The 15,479-nt window shown below is 70.4% G+C and carries 13 protein-coding genes and 1 pseudogene; 12 read left to right on the forward strand and 2 right to left on the reverse strand.

The genetic code is table 11. From position 1 onward, the window contains the following. Positions 1-61: 61 nt before the first annotated feature. The 12 genes and pseudogenes from ACFWWR_RS14620 to ACFWWR_RS14675 all read left to right on the forward strand — a co-directional run bounded on the left by ACFWWR_RS14620 (position 62) and on the right by ACFWWR_RS14675 (position 12,793). Positions 62-1,078 carry a zinc-dependent alcohol dehydrogenase family protein gene (locus tag ACFWWR_RS14620; RefSeq protein ID WP_384303459.1) on the forward strand — a complete coding sequence of 339 codons (1,017 nt, stop codon included), beginning with the start codon at positions 62-64 and terminating at the stop codon, positions 1,076-1,078. 133 nt (positions 1,079-1,211) lie between these two features. Beyond that, on the forward strand, positions 1,212-1,877 hold the full coding sequence (locus ACFWWR_RS14625) for an SDR family NAD(P)-dependent oxidoreductase (protein ID WP_384303461.1): 666 nt from the start codon (positions 1,212-1,214) through the stop codon (positions 1,875-1,877). 189 nt (positions 1,878-2,066) lie between these two features. Continuing rightward, positions 2,067-2,414: a cyclophilin-like fold protein gene (locus ACFWWR_RS14630; protein WP_383871092.1), complete on the forward strand. Its 348-nt coding sequence runs from the start codon at positions 2,067-2,069 to the stop codon at positions 2,412-2,414. A gap of 218 nt (positions 2,415-2,632) precedes the next feature. Then, a complete protein-coding gene (locus tag ACFWWR_RS14635; protein ID WP_384303463.1) occupies positions 2,633-3,931 on the forward strand; it encodes an MFS transporter in 1,299 nt (432 codons plus the stop codon). Beyond that, a complete protein-coding gene (locus ACFWWR_RS14640; protein WP_384303465.1) occupies positions 3,928-4,695 on the forward strand; it encodes a glucose 1-dehydrogenase in 768 nt (255 codons plus the stop codon). The genes ACFWWR_RS14635 and ACFWWR_RS14640 overlap by 4 nt, the downstream gene beginning before the upstream one ends. 36 nt (positions 4,696-4,731) lie before the next feature. Next, entirely contained in the window at positions 4,732-5,145 is a 414-nt protein-coding gene (locus ACFWWR_RS14645) for a cupin domain-containing protein (protein WP_383871082.1), read from the forward strand. A gap of 440 nt (positions 5,146-5,585) precedes the next feature. Continuing rightward, positions 5,586-6,236, forward strand: coding sequence for a 2Fe-2S iron-sulfur cluster-binding protein (locus ACFWWR_RS14650; RefSeq protein WP_383871079.1), 651 nt, complete (start codon positions 5,586-5,588; stop codon positions 6,234-6,236). 12 nt (positions 6,237-6,248) lie between these two features. Beyond that, the gene (locus tag ACFWWR_RS14655) at positions 6,249-7,229 is read left to right on the forward strand and encodes an FAD binding domain-containing protein (protein WP_384303467.1); all 981 of its coding nucleotides are present in this window, start codon (positions 6,249-6,251) and stop codon (positions 7,227-7,229) included. Next, positions 7,226-9,421, forward strand: a complete 2,196-nt coding sequence (locus ACFWWR_RS14660; protein ID WP_384303469.1) for a xanthine dehydrogenase family protein molybdopterin-binding subunit — start codon at positions 7,226-7,228, stop codon at positions 9,419-9,421. Before ACFWWR_RS14655 ends, ACFWWR_RS14660 begins: the two co-directional genes overlap by 4 nt. Positions 9,422-9,680: 259 nt before the next feature. Continuing rightward, positions 9,681-10,811 carry an XdhC family protein gene (locus ACFWWR_RS14665; RefSeq protein ID WP_384303471.1) on the forward strand — a complete coding sequence of 377 codons (1,131 nt, stop codon included), beginning with the start codon at positions 9,681-9,683 and terminating at the stop codon, positions 10,809-10,811. 14 nt (positions 10,812-10,825) lie between these two features. Continuing rightward, positions 10,826-11,350, forward strand: a pseudogene (locus ACFWWR_RS14670) (GNAT family N-acetyltransferase). Positions 11,351-11,563: 213 nt separating this feature from the next. Then, positions 11,564-12,793 (forward strand): MFS transporter, encoded by a 1,230-nt coding sequence (locus ACFWWR_RS14675; protein ID WP_384303473.1) that lies wholly within the window; start codon positions 11,564-11,566, stop codon positions 12,791-12,793. A 169-nt stretch (positions 12,794-12,962) separates the two neighbouring features. Here ACFWWR_RS14675 and ACFWWR_RS14680 read toward each other — a convergent pair whose 3' ends face one another. Both ACFWWR_RS14680 and ACFWWR_RS14685 read right to left on the reverse strand, forming a co-directional pair. Beyond that, entirely contained in the window at positions 12,963-13,850 is an 888-nt protein-coding gene (locus ACFWWR_RS14680) for an aminoglycoside phosphotransferase family protein (RefSeq protein ID WP_384303475.1), read from the reverse strand. A gap of 462 nt (positions 13,851-14,312) precedes the next feature. Next, the gene (locus ACFWWR_RS14685) at positions 14,313-15,224 is read right to left on the reverse strand and encodes an NAD-dependent protein deacetylase (protein WP_384303477.1); all 912 of its coding nucleotides are present in this window, start codon (positions 15,222-15,224) and stop codon (positions 14,313-14,315) included. Positions 15,225-15,479: the final 255 nt, after the last annotated feature.

A 15,479-nucleotide genomic window follows, 5' to 3' on the forward strand; every position in this document is an offset into this window, starting at 1 on the left:
TCGAGCAGCCGGTCCTAAACCCGGCTGCGGCTCATTCACCCTCACACCTAAGGAATCACCCATGCGCGGAGCAGTGATATACGCCCCCGGCGACGTGCGCTTCGAGAACCTCGACCACCCGAAGATCAGCCGGCCGTCCGATGCGGTGATCCGTACGGTCGCCACCTGCGTCTGCGGATCGGACCTGTGGCCCTACCGCGGCGCGGAACCCGTCGGTGAGCCACACCCGATGGGCCACGAGTACGTCGGCATCGTCGAGGAGGTCGGCAGCGAGGTCACCTCGGTCAAGCCGGGCCAGTTCGTGGTCGGCTCGTTCGCCACCTCGGACAACACCTGCGCGAACTGCCGCAACGGCTGGCAGTCCAACTGTCTGCACCGCGAGTTCATGAGCACCTGTCAGGCCGACTACGTCCGCATCCCCAACGCCCACGGCACCCTGGTCGCCACGGACGAGCACCCGGACGGCGCGCATGTGCCGAGCCTGCTCGCCGTCTCCGACGTGATGGGCACCGGCTGGTACGCCGCCCTCGCCGCCGAGGTGAAGCCCGGCTCCACCGCCGTCGTGGTCGGTGACGGAGCGGTCGGCCTGTGCGGTGTGATCGCCGCCCGCGAACTCGGCGCGGAGCGGATCATCGCCATGAGCCGCCACGAGTCCCGCCAGAAGCTCGCCCTGGAATTCGGCGCCACCGACATCATCAGCGAACGCGGGGACGAAGGCATCGCCCGCGTCAAGGACCTGACCGGCGGCATCGGCGCGGACTCCGTGCTGGAGTGCGTCGGCACCGCCGAGTCCATGCGGCAGGCCCTGCACTCGGCCCGCCCCGGCGGCAACGTGGGCTTCGTCGGCGTCCCGCACGAGGTGCAGGTCGACGGCGAGGAACTGTTCTTCTCACACGTCGGCCTGCGCGGCGGCCCCGCACCCGTGCGCCGCTTCCTGCCCGAGCTGATCGACCGGGTCCTGTCCGGCCGGATCAACCCGGGCAGGGTCTTCGACCTCACCCTGCCGCTGGAGCAGGTCGCCGAGGGCTACAAGGCGATGGACGAACGCCGCGCGATCAAGGCCCTCCTCAAGCCGTGACCGCACACGCGTCCACTCCCGGCGCCGCACACGCGTCCACTCCCGGCGCCGCACACGCGTCCACACCCGGCGCCGCACCCAGGCGCTGCGCCCCAGGCACCGGAAGCCACCTCCGCTCACACAAGGACTGACCATGACGACCTTCGCCCTCGTGGGTGCCGGGCCGGGCCTCGGGCTCGCCACCGCCCGCCGTTTCGGAGCCGCCGGCCACAGCGTCGCTCTCATCGCCCGCGACACGGAGAAGCTGGACGGCCTGACGGCCGACCTCACCCGTGACAACATCCAGGCCCGCGGCTTCGCCGCCGACGTCCTCGACATCGAGTCGCTGACCGCGGCCCTGCACGCGGCTGCGGCCGGCCTGGGGCCCATCGAGATCCTCCAGTACAGCCCGGTGCCGCGCGCCGACTTCATGAAGCCGGTCCTCGACACCAGTGCCGACGACCTCGACGCCCCGCTCGCCTTCTCCGTCAAGGGCCCCGTCACCTGCGTGAACGCCGTCCTGCCCGGCATGCGCGCGCTGGGCCGCGGCACGTTGTTGTTCGTCAACGGCTCCAGCGCCGTACGGCCCAACCCGAACGTCGCAGGCACCTCGATCGCGTTCGCCGCCGAAAGCGCCTACGCCCGCATGCTGCACGACGCGCTCGCCCCGGAGAACATCCACGCCGCCCAGATGATCATCCCCGGAGCGATCCGGCCCGACGCCGAGCACAACAGCCCCGACGTGCTGGCACAGCGTCTGTACGACATCCACGAGCAGCGGGACGGCTTCCGCCACTACTCCGAGCCCCTGCCCGACTAGTCACTGGACCACCCCGTGAACCCGGCACCCTTTCGCGCTCTCGCCCGCGTGGTCCCGGCCGCCGCCCTGCTGCTGGTCGCGACCGCCTGCACCAACGATTCCCCATCCACTTCCTCTCCCTCCGAGCCCGCGTCGCCGCAGGCGTCGACAGCCCCGGCCGCCGCCACATCACCCGGCAGGACGACCGCCATGAACATCCGGCTCACCCTCAACGGCCACCGCATCGCCGCCACCCTGAACGACAGTGCCACCGCCCGCGACTTCGCCGCACAGCTACCCCTGACCCTGTCCCTGCGCGACCTCAACCAGGCCGAGAAGATCACCGACCTGCCCCGCAAACTGTCCACCTCCGGCGCCCCGGAAGGCGCCGACCCCAAGGCCGGTGACCTGGCGTACTACGCGCCCTGGGGCCAGCTCGCCGCCTACTACCGCGACGCCCCCTACGCGACCGGCCTGGTCCCCATCGGGCACATGGCCGACGGCGGCACCGAGCAGCTCGCCACCGCCGACGAGATCACCATCGAAGCCGCGCCCTGACCCGACCTACCGCTCGCCCCCACCGTTCACCCTCACGGACGCCCCCACGCGGACGCCCCCACGCGGACGCCCCCACGAGAAGGGTGGAGGGCCTCCCCCTTCTGCCCGGTTCGGTCCGGGTAACCGTGAACGACGTGGCCGCGCCGTCCGCTGTCCGCCGCGACGGCCTCGGCCCCCACCATGATCCGCCGATTTCCACTCGAGGAGAGACCACACGTATGCCCTCCGCGTCCGGGACCACCACCGGCAAGCTCCCCTTCGTCGTCTGGGTGCTCGCCGCCGGCACGTTCCTGATGGGGACCACCGAGTTCGTCGTCGCCGGCCTGTTGCCGGAGCTGGCCGGTGACCTCGGAGTCAGCGTCTCCCACGCCGGCCTGCTGATCACCGCCTTCGCCATCGGCATGATCGTCGGCGCGCCGACCATGGCCATGGCGACTCTGCGCCTTCCGCAGCGTCAGACGCTGATCCTGGCCCTGTCCGTGTTCTGCCTCGGGCATCTCGTCGCCGCCCTCAGCACGTCCTTCACGGTCGTCCTCCTCGCCCGCGTCGTCACGGCCCTGGCCACCGGAGCGTTCTGGTCCGTCGGTTTCGTCGTCGCCACCGCCGCCGCCGGGCCGCACCAGGCCACCCGTGCCACGGGCGTCATGATCGGGGGCCTGACCCTGGCCAACGTCGTCGGCGTACCGATCGGTTCCTTCGCCGGCCAGTTCACCGGCTGGCGCGGTCCCTTCTGGGCCCTGGCCGTCCTGTCCGGGCTTGCCGCCCTGTTCATCGGCCGCTTCATCCCCGCCCAGGGGCAGCGCGTCGAGGTGTCCGTACGGGCCGAGGTCCGGGCTCTGCGGCAGGGCCGGTTGTGGCTGGCGCTCGGCGCCGCGATGCTGATCATGGGTGGGGTCCTGGCGACGTACACCTATGTCTCGCCGCTGCTGACCGACCGCGCCGGCATCCCCGCAGGCGCCGTACCGCTCGCCCTGATCGCCTTCGGCGTCGGCGCCCTGGGCGGCACCGCCATCGGAGGGCGCCTGGGCGACCGACGTCCGATGGTCACCACGATCACGGCCGCCGCGGCCACTGCCCTGGTCCTGCTCCTGCTGATCCCGCTGTCCGGTAACCCGGCGACAGCCACCCTGCTCGTCTTCCTCATGGGGCTGACCGGCTTCACGGTCAACCCGGTCGTCACCGCCCTCGCCATGCGCTTCGCGGGTGATGCCCCGACCCTCACCTCGGCGCTGACCACCTCCGCCTTCAACACGGGCATCGCCGCCGGATCGGCGATCGCCGGTACGGCCCTGGACTCCTCCCTCGGTCTGACCGGCCCGCCCTTGGTCGGCACCGTCATCGCCGCGCTCACGCTGCTTCCCCTGATGGCCCTCGCCGTCCACGGCTCTTCGCGCACGGGACGGATCGTGGCCCGGAGCAGCGCTCCCACGCAACGGCGACGCGACGCGGCTCGTCACACAGCCTCAGTTCCCGTCGCGCCGCCACACTTCTGCACTCGAAGGGACAACACGACGTGAACCCTACGTACGACTTCAACGGCCAGGTCGCCTTCGTCACCGGGGCCGGTGCCGGTATGGGCCTGGCGACCGCCCGCGCGTTCGCCGCGTCCGGGGCCGCCGTCGCCCTGACCGACATCGACGAAGCGGCCGTCAACGCAGCCGCGAAGGAACTCACCGACGCCGGCCACCGAGTCCTCGCCCTCACCTGCGACGTCAGCGACGAGGACCAGGTCGCCGCCGCGGTCGACCGCACCGTCGAGACCTTCGGCCGCCTCGACATGGCCTACAACAACGCCGGCATCCAGATCCCGCCCAGCGACGCAGCCGAGGAACCCGCCGAGAGGTTCGACCGCGTCAACGCCATCAACCTCCGCGGCATCTGGGCCTGCATGAAGCACGAGCTGCGGCACATGCGGGCCCAGGGCAGCGGAGCCATCGTCAACTGCTCCTCCCTCGGGGGCCTCGTCGGTCTCCCGGGCCGCGCCTCGTACCATGCCTCCAAGCACGGAGTCATCGGCCTGACCACCAGCGCCGCCCTCGAATACGCCCCGCGGGGCGTACGCATCAACGCCGTCTGCCCCGGCACCATCGACACGCCCATGGTCAGCGACATGATCGCCAAGGGGGAACTCGACCGGGCGGAGGCCGAGGCGAACCAGCCCATCAACCGCCTCGGAACCGCCGAGGAGATCGCACAAGCCGTCCTGTGGCTGTGCAGCCCCGGTGCGGGTTTCGTCATCGGGGTGGCCCTCCCCGTGGACGGCGGCTACGTCGCTCGCTAAGGACAGCCCACGCACGAAGGAGACCTGAGAGACGCCATGGAATTCACCAAGCAGCAGCCCAGCAGCAAGGCCCCGGCGGACTGGTTCACCGGCGACGTGTGGTTCGACGTCATCGTGGCCGGCCAGGAGCCGTCCCGGATGCGCGCCAACCTGGTCCGCTTCTCACCCGGCGCCCGCACCAACTGGCACTCCCACGCCCTGGGCCAGACCCTGCACATCGTTTCCGGCATCGCCGTGATCGGCACCCGGGACGGCACCGTCTTCGAGGCCCGGCCCGGCGAGACCGTCACCTGCCCGCCGAACGAGGAACACTGGCACGGCGCCACCCCCGACCGGTTCATGGAGCACATCGCCATGTGGGAGGGCACAGGTGACGACACCCCAGAGACCGCCTGGGCCGAGCCGGTCACCGACCAGCAGTACAACGGCCCCCGCACCCGCAACCAGTAGCTCTGGCCGCTCGATCACGCGACCGGGCTCACTCAGGACGTCGGGCTTCCCGGAGGAGGTAGCGGAGGCTGACCGCGAGCAGGGTGCGGTCGGCGAGTCCCTCGGGCGTCAACGACCTGCTCGAAGCGGACGATCGGTGCGCCACGCACAACGAAGTGGTGAGCGACGCGGGCGCACCCACCACCGGGGGTGACGCGGCTCTGTCCTGCCTCCGCCCGCGCCCAAGTACCCCCGATGGTGTCGGCTGATCGCTCCTGATGGAGCTCAAAGGGGGAGGAAAGTCTCCCTGCCACGAGCGTGGCCGGTGGTGCAAGACTCCCCAGGTGACCAGCCGCCGCAGCCAAGGCGTGCGGTTGCCCGGTTCCCCGCGGTGACGACGATCCAGTCTCCCGTCCCGCTGTCGAGTACGGCCGACCCGTCCGCGATACGAAGGCGTACCTATGTCCACTGAACTCCCTGCGTCTGCCGTTCCACCCCCCACCGGATCCAGCGAGTCCTCCCCGGCGCCCACTCGGCGCACATTCATCGCCACCAGTACGGCAATCGGTGGCGCGGTTGTCGCGGGGGGCGTGATCGGAGGGACATCCCTCGTCGGCCCGGAGGAGGCGACGGCCGCTGAGACGCCGCCGTCCAGCCATGTCTCCCTGACGGTCAACGGCACCCGCCGGACCGTGACGGTTGACAACCGCACCTCGCTGCTGGACCTGCTGCGCGAGCACTTGGGTCTCACGGGTTCGAAGAAGGGCTGCAACGCCGGGGCGTGCGGCGCGTGCACGGTGCTCGTCGACGGGCAGCGGCACAACGCCTGCCTGACACTCGCCGTGCGGCTGGAGGGAGCCGAGGTCACCACGATCGAAGGGCTGGCCGACGGCGACCAACTCCACCCGCTCCAGCAGGCGTTCATCGACCAGGACGCCTTCCAGTGCGGCTACTGCACCCCCGGCCAGATCGTCTCCGGTGTCGGCTGCGTCCAGGAAGGTCACACGGGTTCGCCGGAGGAGATCCGGGAGTGGATGAGCGGCAACATCTGCCGCTGCGGCTGTTACGTCAAGATCGTGCGCGCGGTGGAACAGACCGCGGCACGGAAGTAAGGAGCGGCCACCATGCATCCCTTCTCCTACACCCGCGTCTCCGACACCCGCGAAGCCCTCAACGCCGGTCACCGCGGCGGCCGTTACATCGCCGGGGGCACCACGCTGGTCGACCTGATGCGCGAGACCGTCGAACGCCCCGAGACTCTCGTCGACATCACCGGCCTGCCGTTGAGCGAGATCACCGTCACCGAGCGCGGCGGACTGCGTATCGGCGCCCTGGTGACCATGTCCGAGGCCGCCGCCCACGCCAAGGTGCGCACCCTGTATCCCGTCATCTCCCAGGCGCTGGAGTTGAGTGCCTCGGCTCAGTTGCGGAACATGGCGACCATCGGCGGGAACATCATGCAGCGCACCCGGTGCACGTACTTCCGGGATGTGACAGCCGCCTGCAACAAACGCGAGCCCGGATCGGGTTGCGCCGCGCTGCAAGGCTTCAACCGCTCACACGCCATCCTCGGCACATCCGGCCACTGCGTGGCCACCCACCCCTCCGACGTCGCCGTGGCCTTCGCCGCCCTGGAGGCACAGGTGCGCCTGCTGGGACCTGACGGGGAACGTCAAGTCGCCTTCGCGGACTTCCTGCTGCGACCGGGCAGCACCCCGGATCGTGAACAGGCCCTACAGCGGGGTGAGTTGATCACAGCCGTGGAGGTTCCCGCCCTGCCGCGGCCGCTCAGGTCCGGCTATCTGAAGGTGCGTGACCGACAGTCGTACGAGTTCGCCCTGACGTCGGCGGCCGTCGCGCTGCACGTACGCGGGGGGTTGATCCGCGAGGCGAGGGTGGCCGCCGGTGGGGTGGGCACGGTGCCGTGGAAGCTGCCCGCGGTCGAGCAGCACCTTCTCGGGGAACGCCCGTCCGAGGCCCTGTGGGCCGACGCCGCCGAACGTGCCGCGGACGGGGCCCGGCCTCTCCAGCACAACCGCTTCAAGACCGAGCTGCTCAAGCGGACCGTCGAACGCCAGCTGCGCATCGTAGGAGGTACGAAGTGAGCCCCCAGCCGCAGGCAGCCGTGGGTGCCCCGCTGTCCCGGGTGGACGGCCGGCTGAAGGTCACCGGCAAGGCGCTGTACGCCGCCGAGCACGAGGTCGACGGAGCCGTGCACGCCGTGATCGTCGACGCCGGCATCGGCCGCGGCCGCATCACCGGCATCGACACCCGCGCGGCCGAAACCCAGCAGGGCGTGCTGAAGGTGATCCACCACCGCAACGCGCCGAAGCTGCCGTACCGCGACAACAGCGGGTCGAACAACCCCGAGGGCCGACGACTCCGCGTCTTCCAGGACGACAAGGTCCTCTTCCACGGCCAGCCGGTCGCCGTCGTGGTGGCCACCACCCTGGAGGCCGCCCAGCACGGCGCGAGCCTCATCAAGGTCCGTTACGACGCCGAACAACCCTCGACCGACCTCACCAAGGCCGAACCGGACGAGCCGACCCGTTACGCGCGCGGTGACGCCGACACAGCCCTGCACACGGCGGCAGTGCGGCTGGACCTGACGTACCGCACGGCGCGCAACCATCACAACCCGATGGAGCCGCACGCCACCATCGCCCGCTGGGTCGGCGACAAGCTCACCGTGTGGGACAAGACCCAGTGGGTCGTGGGCACGCAGACCGAACTCGCGGCGGTGTTCGGCCTGGAGACCGACGCGGTGCGTGTCATCTCGCCGTTCGTCGGGGGCGGTTTCGGCACCGCGCTGCGCTGTTGGCCGCACGTGATCGTCGCCGCGCTGGCCGCGCGTGAGACGCAGCGTCCGGTCAAGCTGGTTCTCAGCCGCAAGCAGATGTACCTCGGTACGGGCTTCAGGCCCTCGTACGAGTACCGCCTGCGGCTGGGCAGTGACCGACGTGGCCGGCTCACCGCCGCGATTCACGAGTTGGACGCCGAGACGTCGTCGTACGAGAAGTTCACCGAGGCCGTTCTGGCGGCCGGGCAGATGCTCTACAGCATGCCCGACGTGAGACAGCGGTACCGGACGGTGCCGTTGGATCTGCCTACGCCGCTGTACATGCGAGGCCCCGGCTTCCAGACGGCCTCCTTCGTCATCGAGTCGGCCATGGACGAACTCGCCCACGAACTCGGCGTCGACCCGATAGAGCTGCGCCGGCGCAACGAGCCGGCGGAGGACGAGTCGTCCGGGCTGCCGTTCTCCACCCGTCGGCTGCGCGAGTGCTACACCGTCGGCGCGCGCGAGTTCGGCTGGCACCGCCGCAATCCCGAGCCCCGCGCGACGCGCGAGGGGGACTGGCTGATCGGCAGGGGCATGGCCGCCGGCGTCTACGACACCGCACGCATGCCGGCCCAGGCCCGGGCCCGCCTCGACTCCGACGGCACCGCCGTGGTCGAGGCCGCCGCCACCGACATGGGGCCGGGCACCTACACCTCCCAGACCCAGGTCGCCGCCGACGCCCTCGGACTGACCATGCGTACGGTCACCTTCCGCCTCGGCGACTCCCTCTATCCGCCGACCCCGCCGCACGGCGGCTCCATGACCATGGCCAGCGTCGGCTCCGCCGTGCTGGACGCCTGCAACCAGGTCCGCCGTCAGGCCGTCGAACTGGCTGTCGGCGACCGCGAGTCACCGCTGCACGGTGTGCCGGCCGACGACGTCGTGGTGCGCAACGGGCGGCTGCATGTGAAGGGGAGCCCGGCCCGCGGTGAGACGTACGAGCGACTGCTGGCCCGCAACGACCGCAGCCACCTCGAAGCGGGCGGCTCCTTCGCCCCGCCGTCGGGGCCCGAGCGGCACTCCTTCTACGGCTACAACGCGACGTTCGCCGAGGTGGCCGTGGACGCGACGCTCGGACTGGTGCGGGTGCGGCGCGTACTCGGTGTGTACGACGCCGGCCGCATCATCAGCCCCAAGCTCGCCGACAGCCAGGCCCTGGGCGGCATGGTCGGCGGCATCGGCACGGCCCTGCTGGAGCACACGGTCACCGACCACCGCGACGGCCGGATCGTCAACGCCAACCTCGCCGACTACCTCGTGCCCGTCAACGCCGACATCCTCGACCTCAAGGCGATCTACCTGGACGGCGAGGACCGCGAGGCCGACCCGCTCGGCGTCAAGGGCCTCGGCGAGCTCGTGATGATCGGTGTGGCGCCCGCCATCGCCAACGCGGTGTTCAACGCCACCGGCCGCCGCATCCGCGAACTGCCCATCACGGCAGAGACGTTGATCTGACCCCAGGCACCTCGGACTGGCCGGGGCCGGCTCCGTCTCAGCCTCCGGTTGCGGTTGCGGTTGCGGTTGCGGTTCCGGCTCGGGCTCGGACTCCGGTTCCGGCTCGGGCTCCGGCTCCGCGGAGTGCGCACCCCTCGTCCGGCAGCCTCCCCCCGTCCCGCTGCCGGACCTTCCAGGGCCGCCGCCGCACGACGTTTCCCCGGCGTCGTGGCGGCGGCCCGCTCACCTTCCGATCCTGGTCCTGCCGTGGAGAACTGCCATGCTGAACATCGCGGACACACTGCACCACTGGTGCCGCCAGGAACGCCCCTTCGCCCTGGCCACCGTCGTCGGCGTACACGGCAGCGCCCCTCTGCCGGTCGGTACGTCGGTCGCGGTGGACGAGGACGGCAACGCTGTCGGCAGCATCTCCGGCGGCTGCGTCGAGGGAGCGGTCTACGAGCTGTGCCGACAGGTGCTCCGTGACAGGGGTGCTCCGCAGCGGGCCTGGTACGGCTACTCCGACGACGACGCCTTCGCCGTCGGTCTGACCTGCGGCGGCGAACTCGACGTCTTCGTCCAACGCATCGACCCCGCAGCCCGGCCGCACCTGTCCACGGCCCTCTCCGAGATCGCTCATGGACGACCGGTCGCCGTGGCACAGGTCGTGGACGGCCCGGAGCGCCTCCTCGGCTCCACGCTGAGCGTGCTCGGCGGTGACCATGCCGCCTACGGACGCGTGGACGGCGGTCCGGCGAACCGGGCGGTGGCCGACCAGGCCAGGGCCCTGCTGCGGGCCGGCCGCACCGCCCGCGTCGACATCGGCGGGGAGGGAGACGGATGCCCCGAACGGCTGTCCCTCCTCGTCCATGTACATGAGTCCCGGCCGCGCCTGCTGGTCTTCGGCGCCGTCGACTTCGCCGCCGCCCTCAGCCGGGCCGGCCGCTTCCTCGGCTACCACGTCACCGTCTGCGACGCCCGCCCCGTCTTCGCCACGACCGCACGCTTCCCGCATGCGGACGAGGTGGTGGTCGACTGGCCCCACCGCTACCTGGAGCGCACGAGCGTGGACGAGCGCACCGCCGTATGTGTCCTCACGCACGACGCCAAGTTCGACATCCCCCTGCTGCGCCTGGCACTCGAACTGCCCGTCGGCTACGTGGGGGCCATGGGCTCCCGGCGCACCCACGACCAGCGCCTGCGGCTCCTGTGTGAGGAGGGCGTCACGGAGGACCGGTTGGCCCGGTTGCGTTCCCCGATCGGCCTCGACCTCGGAGCCCGCACGCCCGAGGAGACGGCCGTCTCCATCACCGCGGAGATCATCGCCCAGGCCAACCAGGGCACGGGCCGACCTCTGACCCAGATCACCGGCCCGATCCACCGGCCGCCGAAGTTGACGAGCTACCGGTAGGCCGCACTCAGGAAATGCCGCTCAGGGCCCGGCACGAGGACGACACTACGATCCTGCGGGCCGAGCTCTACGACGACGTGGTCAACTCCTCGCGGGCCGAAGGCGGGCCGTGGCGGCCGATCACGCCCGGCTCGAAGGATCCGCGGCTCGTGGTGGACGACAAGGAGCAGGGCGAGTCCAGTTCTCCGTGGTGGAGCTGGAGGGCGGCACCCTGGTCGGCACCGCGGTGCTGTGGGACATCGACAACCACAACCGATCCGCGCACATCGGGCTGGGACTGCTGCCGACCTCCCGCGGCAAGGGCTACGGCACCGACGTGGTCGCGGTGCTGTGCCACTACGGCTTCGTCGTGCGGGGCCTGCAGCGGCTGCAGATCGAGACGCTGTCGGACAACGCCGCGATGCTGCGCTCCGCCGAGCGCCACGGCTTCGTCCGCGAGGGCGTGCTGCGCCTCCTCGGCCTGGGTGATGGGCGAGTTCCTGGACGAGGTGGCGCTCGGTCTCCTCGCCCAGGAGTGGAAGCAGGACGCGAAGGTCTAGGTCGCCGTCCGACCGCCAAGGGCGGCGGGCCGCAGAGCAGACATGGACGGAGGGATGGCTGCCGCAGCCTGCACCGGCGCTACGAGCACAAGGCCGAGAGCGCGGTGCCCTTAAGCGCCGCGTCCAACTCGCCCTGGAAGCCCCAGCTACGGCCGACACAGTTCGCACGCCCCACGGTTGTACAATCTTTAAAAAATGTACATAATCACGATCGTGAGTGAGCCACTGCGCCGCAACCGAGACTTCGTCCTGCTGTGGAGCGCCTCCTTGGCCTCGACGCTGGGCGGCCAGGTCGCCTCCGTCGCCTACCCCCTGCTGGCGCTGGAACTGACCGGTTCAGCCGTCCACGCCGGGCTGATCGGCTCTGCCGCGATGGCTGTCGGCATCGCGCTGCGCCTGCCGGCGGGCGCCCTCGTCGACCGATGGGATCGGCGGCGCACGATGCTCAGCTGCGATCTCGTGCGAGCCGCTCTTCTCGCCGCCACCGTCACCGGTTCGCTGGTCGGGTTGCTGGACTGGCAGATGCTGCTGGCTGCGGCTGTGATCGGCAGCGCCTGCGGCGTGTTCTTCCACCCGGCGGAGACGGCGATGCTACGGCGCGTGGTTCCCCCTGAGCACCTGCCTCAGGCACTCGCGCATTATGAAGCCCGCCAGTACGGAGGTTCGATCGTCGGCCCTCCGCTGGGTGGCCTGCTGTTCAACCTGGGGAGAACGGTCCCTCTTGCCGGGGAGTTCCTGGCCTATCTGCTGTCCTTCGCCGCAGTCCTCGCGATCAAAGACCCGACGCCCGTAGCTCCGGCCGCGGACCGGTCGCGCACGCTCCTGCGCGACATCGCCGAGGGCCTGCGGTGGACTTGGCGGCAGCGGTTCCTGCGCGTCCTGCTCGTGACGGCCGCGGGCTTCAGCCTCGTGTTCTCCGCGCTGACCCTCACCGCGATCGTCGCCGCCCGGCAGAGCGGCGCCACATCGGCCGATGTCGGCCTGATGATGGCGATCTCCGGCGCCGGAGGCCTGCTGGGCGCGTTGGCCGCCCCCCGGCTGCAGCGGTGCAACCCGGCGTCGGTCGTCCTGGCGATGTTCTGGATGGCAGCCGCGGCCATTCCCGCGATGGCCGTCCGTCCCACCGTCTGGGCCATCGGGCCGCTCCTGGCCGTGGCGTTCTTTCTGGCCCCGGCCGCCAACGCGATCTTGTACACGTACCAGATGACCATCACGCCCGACCACTTGCAGGGCCGAGTGATCAGCAGCCTCGCCCTCATCGGCAGCGCGGTGACCCCGGTCGGGCCGCTCGCCTCGGGACTGATCCTGGACCGCTGGGGTGTGACGGCCGCCCTGCTGTCGATCGCGTCCGTCATGACGGTGGTGGCTTTGGGTGCCACGTTGAGCCGCACCATCCGGCATCTGCCCCCGCTGGCCGGGGCCGAGGCCGTGGCTGCACCTTGAGCGATGTCCTGTACACCATCCTCGAGCACGGCGGTGCGGTCCTCGTTGGATCACGTGCGACCAGGACAGCGTCGTTCCTTCTGCACTGTCAACACCATGACAGGTGGTGCGAGTGCGTCGCACGGTCATCAGCCGGACCACGCGTCGTCCCCGACGCGCGGCCACGCGGTCAGTTCGCCGCCAGGACCCGTGCGAGCGTGGCGTAGCCTGCCGGCTCCCAGGTCGGTTTGCCCCCGGGCAGACCGAGCCTGCCGTTTCGCCCGATCCCGATCAGGCCCAGGGCGCGCAGGACAGCCCAGCCGCGGGCCCGGGTGATGGTGGCTTCGTCGGCGTGCTCGTAGGCGTCGAAGAACCGACTCGCCGCGCCGGCAGGCAAAAGGATCCAGGCGGCTGAAAGATCGGTCGCGGGATCGCCTGCGCACATTTCGCCGAAGTCGATCACCCCAGCGAGCATTCCCTCCCGGACGACCACGTTCGCCGGATGCAAGTCACCATGCAGCCAGAGTGGAGCGCCCTGCCAGGGGGGCGCTGCGAGGGCCTTCTCCCAGACTTCCCGTGCAGCGTCAGCGGTCGCGTAGTCGGCGATGACCTCGGCCCAGCCCTCGCACTCCACCTGCAATCCGGCGAGAGGGATGCCGCGCGAAGGGTTGGCCGGGGCGTCGGCGGGCGCCTCGTGATGCAGCACGCCAAGGAATTCCGCGAGGATTTCGGCCGCATCGTTGCTAGTGATCGGCGCGTGATCAGCCGGCTCACCCTCGACCCAGCGCGCGATCGTCCAGGTGTGCTCGAACAGGCTCGAAGGCTTGCCGATACGCACCGGAGTGGGCGTCGGCAGCGGCAGGAGCTTCGCCAACACCGGCAGCCACGTCTGCTCAGTGTGCAGCAGGGCCGGTGCGCGCTCGGTACGCGGTAAACGCACGGCCAACTCCTCCCCGAGACGCCACTGCTGGTTGTCCCAGCCTCCGTCGACGTCTCGGAGCTCGAGGCCTGCGAGATCCGGATGCTGATCCCGTAGCAACGCGCGTACCAGGTCCTGCTCGAACTTGAACTCGTCCATCAATGAGCTCCGATCACTGGGATGAGCAGGCACGCTAGCATCGGCCGAACGTGGCAGTGGGAATTCACGTAGGGCCATGGTCCGGCTGGTGACGTCGGCCCCGAGACGCGCCCGGTGGCACCAACTGGCCGCAGACGGGCGGCACTCGTCGCTTGACGAGCAGTCACACAGCGATCTCCGACTGCCGTACCAGGTAGGCGATATCGATGACCTGCCGATGACCATGCACCGATGAGCGGCCGCCTGGCCGGCCACCGCCCAGCCGCTTTCAGGTGGCCGGCATCGCGAGCGCGGTCAACACTCCCGGCCGCACGTAAGGTGCCCACCCTTCGTCAGGGGCCGCCGTCAGCCCCAGTCCCACGGCCACGGCCGGCTGCTGGCAGCGCACGCCTTCCATCACGTTCGGAAAGCGGATGACGTCCAAGAGCTGGCGCGATGCGCTCCGGTGACGCCCCGTCACCGTCACTGCCTCTCCCGGGCCGTCACCTCGTCGTCGACAGGGATACCCAGTCGGCCGGCCACGGTGGTGAGGGCTGTTCCCAGGGGGAGTGCGACCCGGGTGAGGGCATGCAGGTCGCCCCGGGTCGGGTCCCGGTTGACGATCAGCACCGGCTTCCCGGCCTGGGCCGCCTGGCGGACGAACCGGAGCCCGGACATCACTGTCAACGAGGAGCCGAGGACCAGCAGCGAGGCCGCTTCACGGACCAGTTCGCGGCAGTGCTCGACCCGCGGCGGCGGAACGGTTTCGCCGAAGAAGACCACGTCCGGTTTGAGGATGCCGCCGCAGGCGGTGCAGGGCGCCACGCGGAAGTCCCCGACCTGTTCGTCGGTGAGGTCGGCGTCGCCATCCGGGTTGATTCCGGTGGCCACCGGCTCGAAGCCCGCATTGGCCTCCTCCAGACGCCGGGCGAGTTCGCGGCGTGGGCTGAATGCGCCGCAGGAGAGGCAGACCACCCGATCCAGGCTTCCGTGGAGTTCCACGACGTCCTCATTGCCGGCGGCCTGGTGCAGGCCGTCGACGTTCTGGGTGATCACGCCCGAGAGCAGGCCGTGCCGCGCGAACGCGGCCACGGCGCGGTGTCCGGCGTTGGGTCGGGCGCGACCGAAGGTGCGCCAGCCGAGGTGGCTGCGCGCCCAGTACCGGCGCCGGGCCTGGGCACTGGCGGTGAAGTCCTGGTAGGTCATCGGGGTGTGCCGGCTCAGGCTCCCGCCCTGGCCCCGGTAGTCGGGGATGCCCGACTCCGTGGAGATGCCCGCCCCGCTGAGCACCAGCACACCACCGGTGCTCAGTACACCGGCGACCGGCTCCAGATCCGTGGTGCCGGGCGGCAGGTCCTCGGTGGGGGTCCAGTTCAAAGTGGGGCGCATGCGCATGCCGCCAGGGTACGGAACAGACTCCTACCCCTCGCTGTCGATGGCGCCGTTGGCTCCGATGTTGCCGTGCACGACGATTCGGTGCCCGGGCCCTTCGGCGACGGGAGGTCCTCACGTGAGCCTGGGTTTGCCGCGGATTGCGATCAGCGGCGAGTGCTGCGCCGCCCTCCATGCCCCATACCGAGACTAAGACAACTTCATGACTATCAAGCGTTTGATTCAAGGTGGCCGGTTGAGGTGCGCTGAGGCCATAAC

The sequence above is a fragment of the Streptomyces sp. NPDC058678 genome (genome assembly GCF_042714835.1).
In the GTDB taxonomy this organism is placed as follows: domain Bacteria; phylum Actinomycetota; class Actinomycetes; order Streptomycetales; family Streptomycetaceae; genus Streptomyces.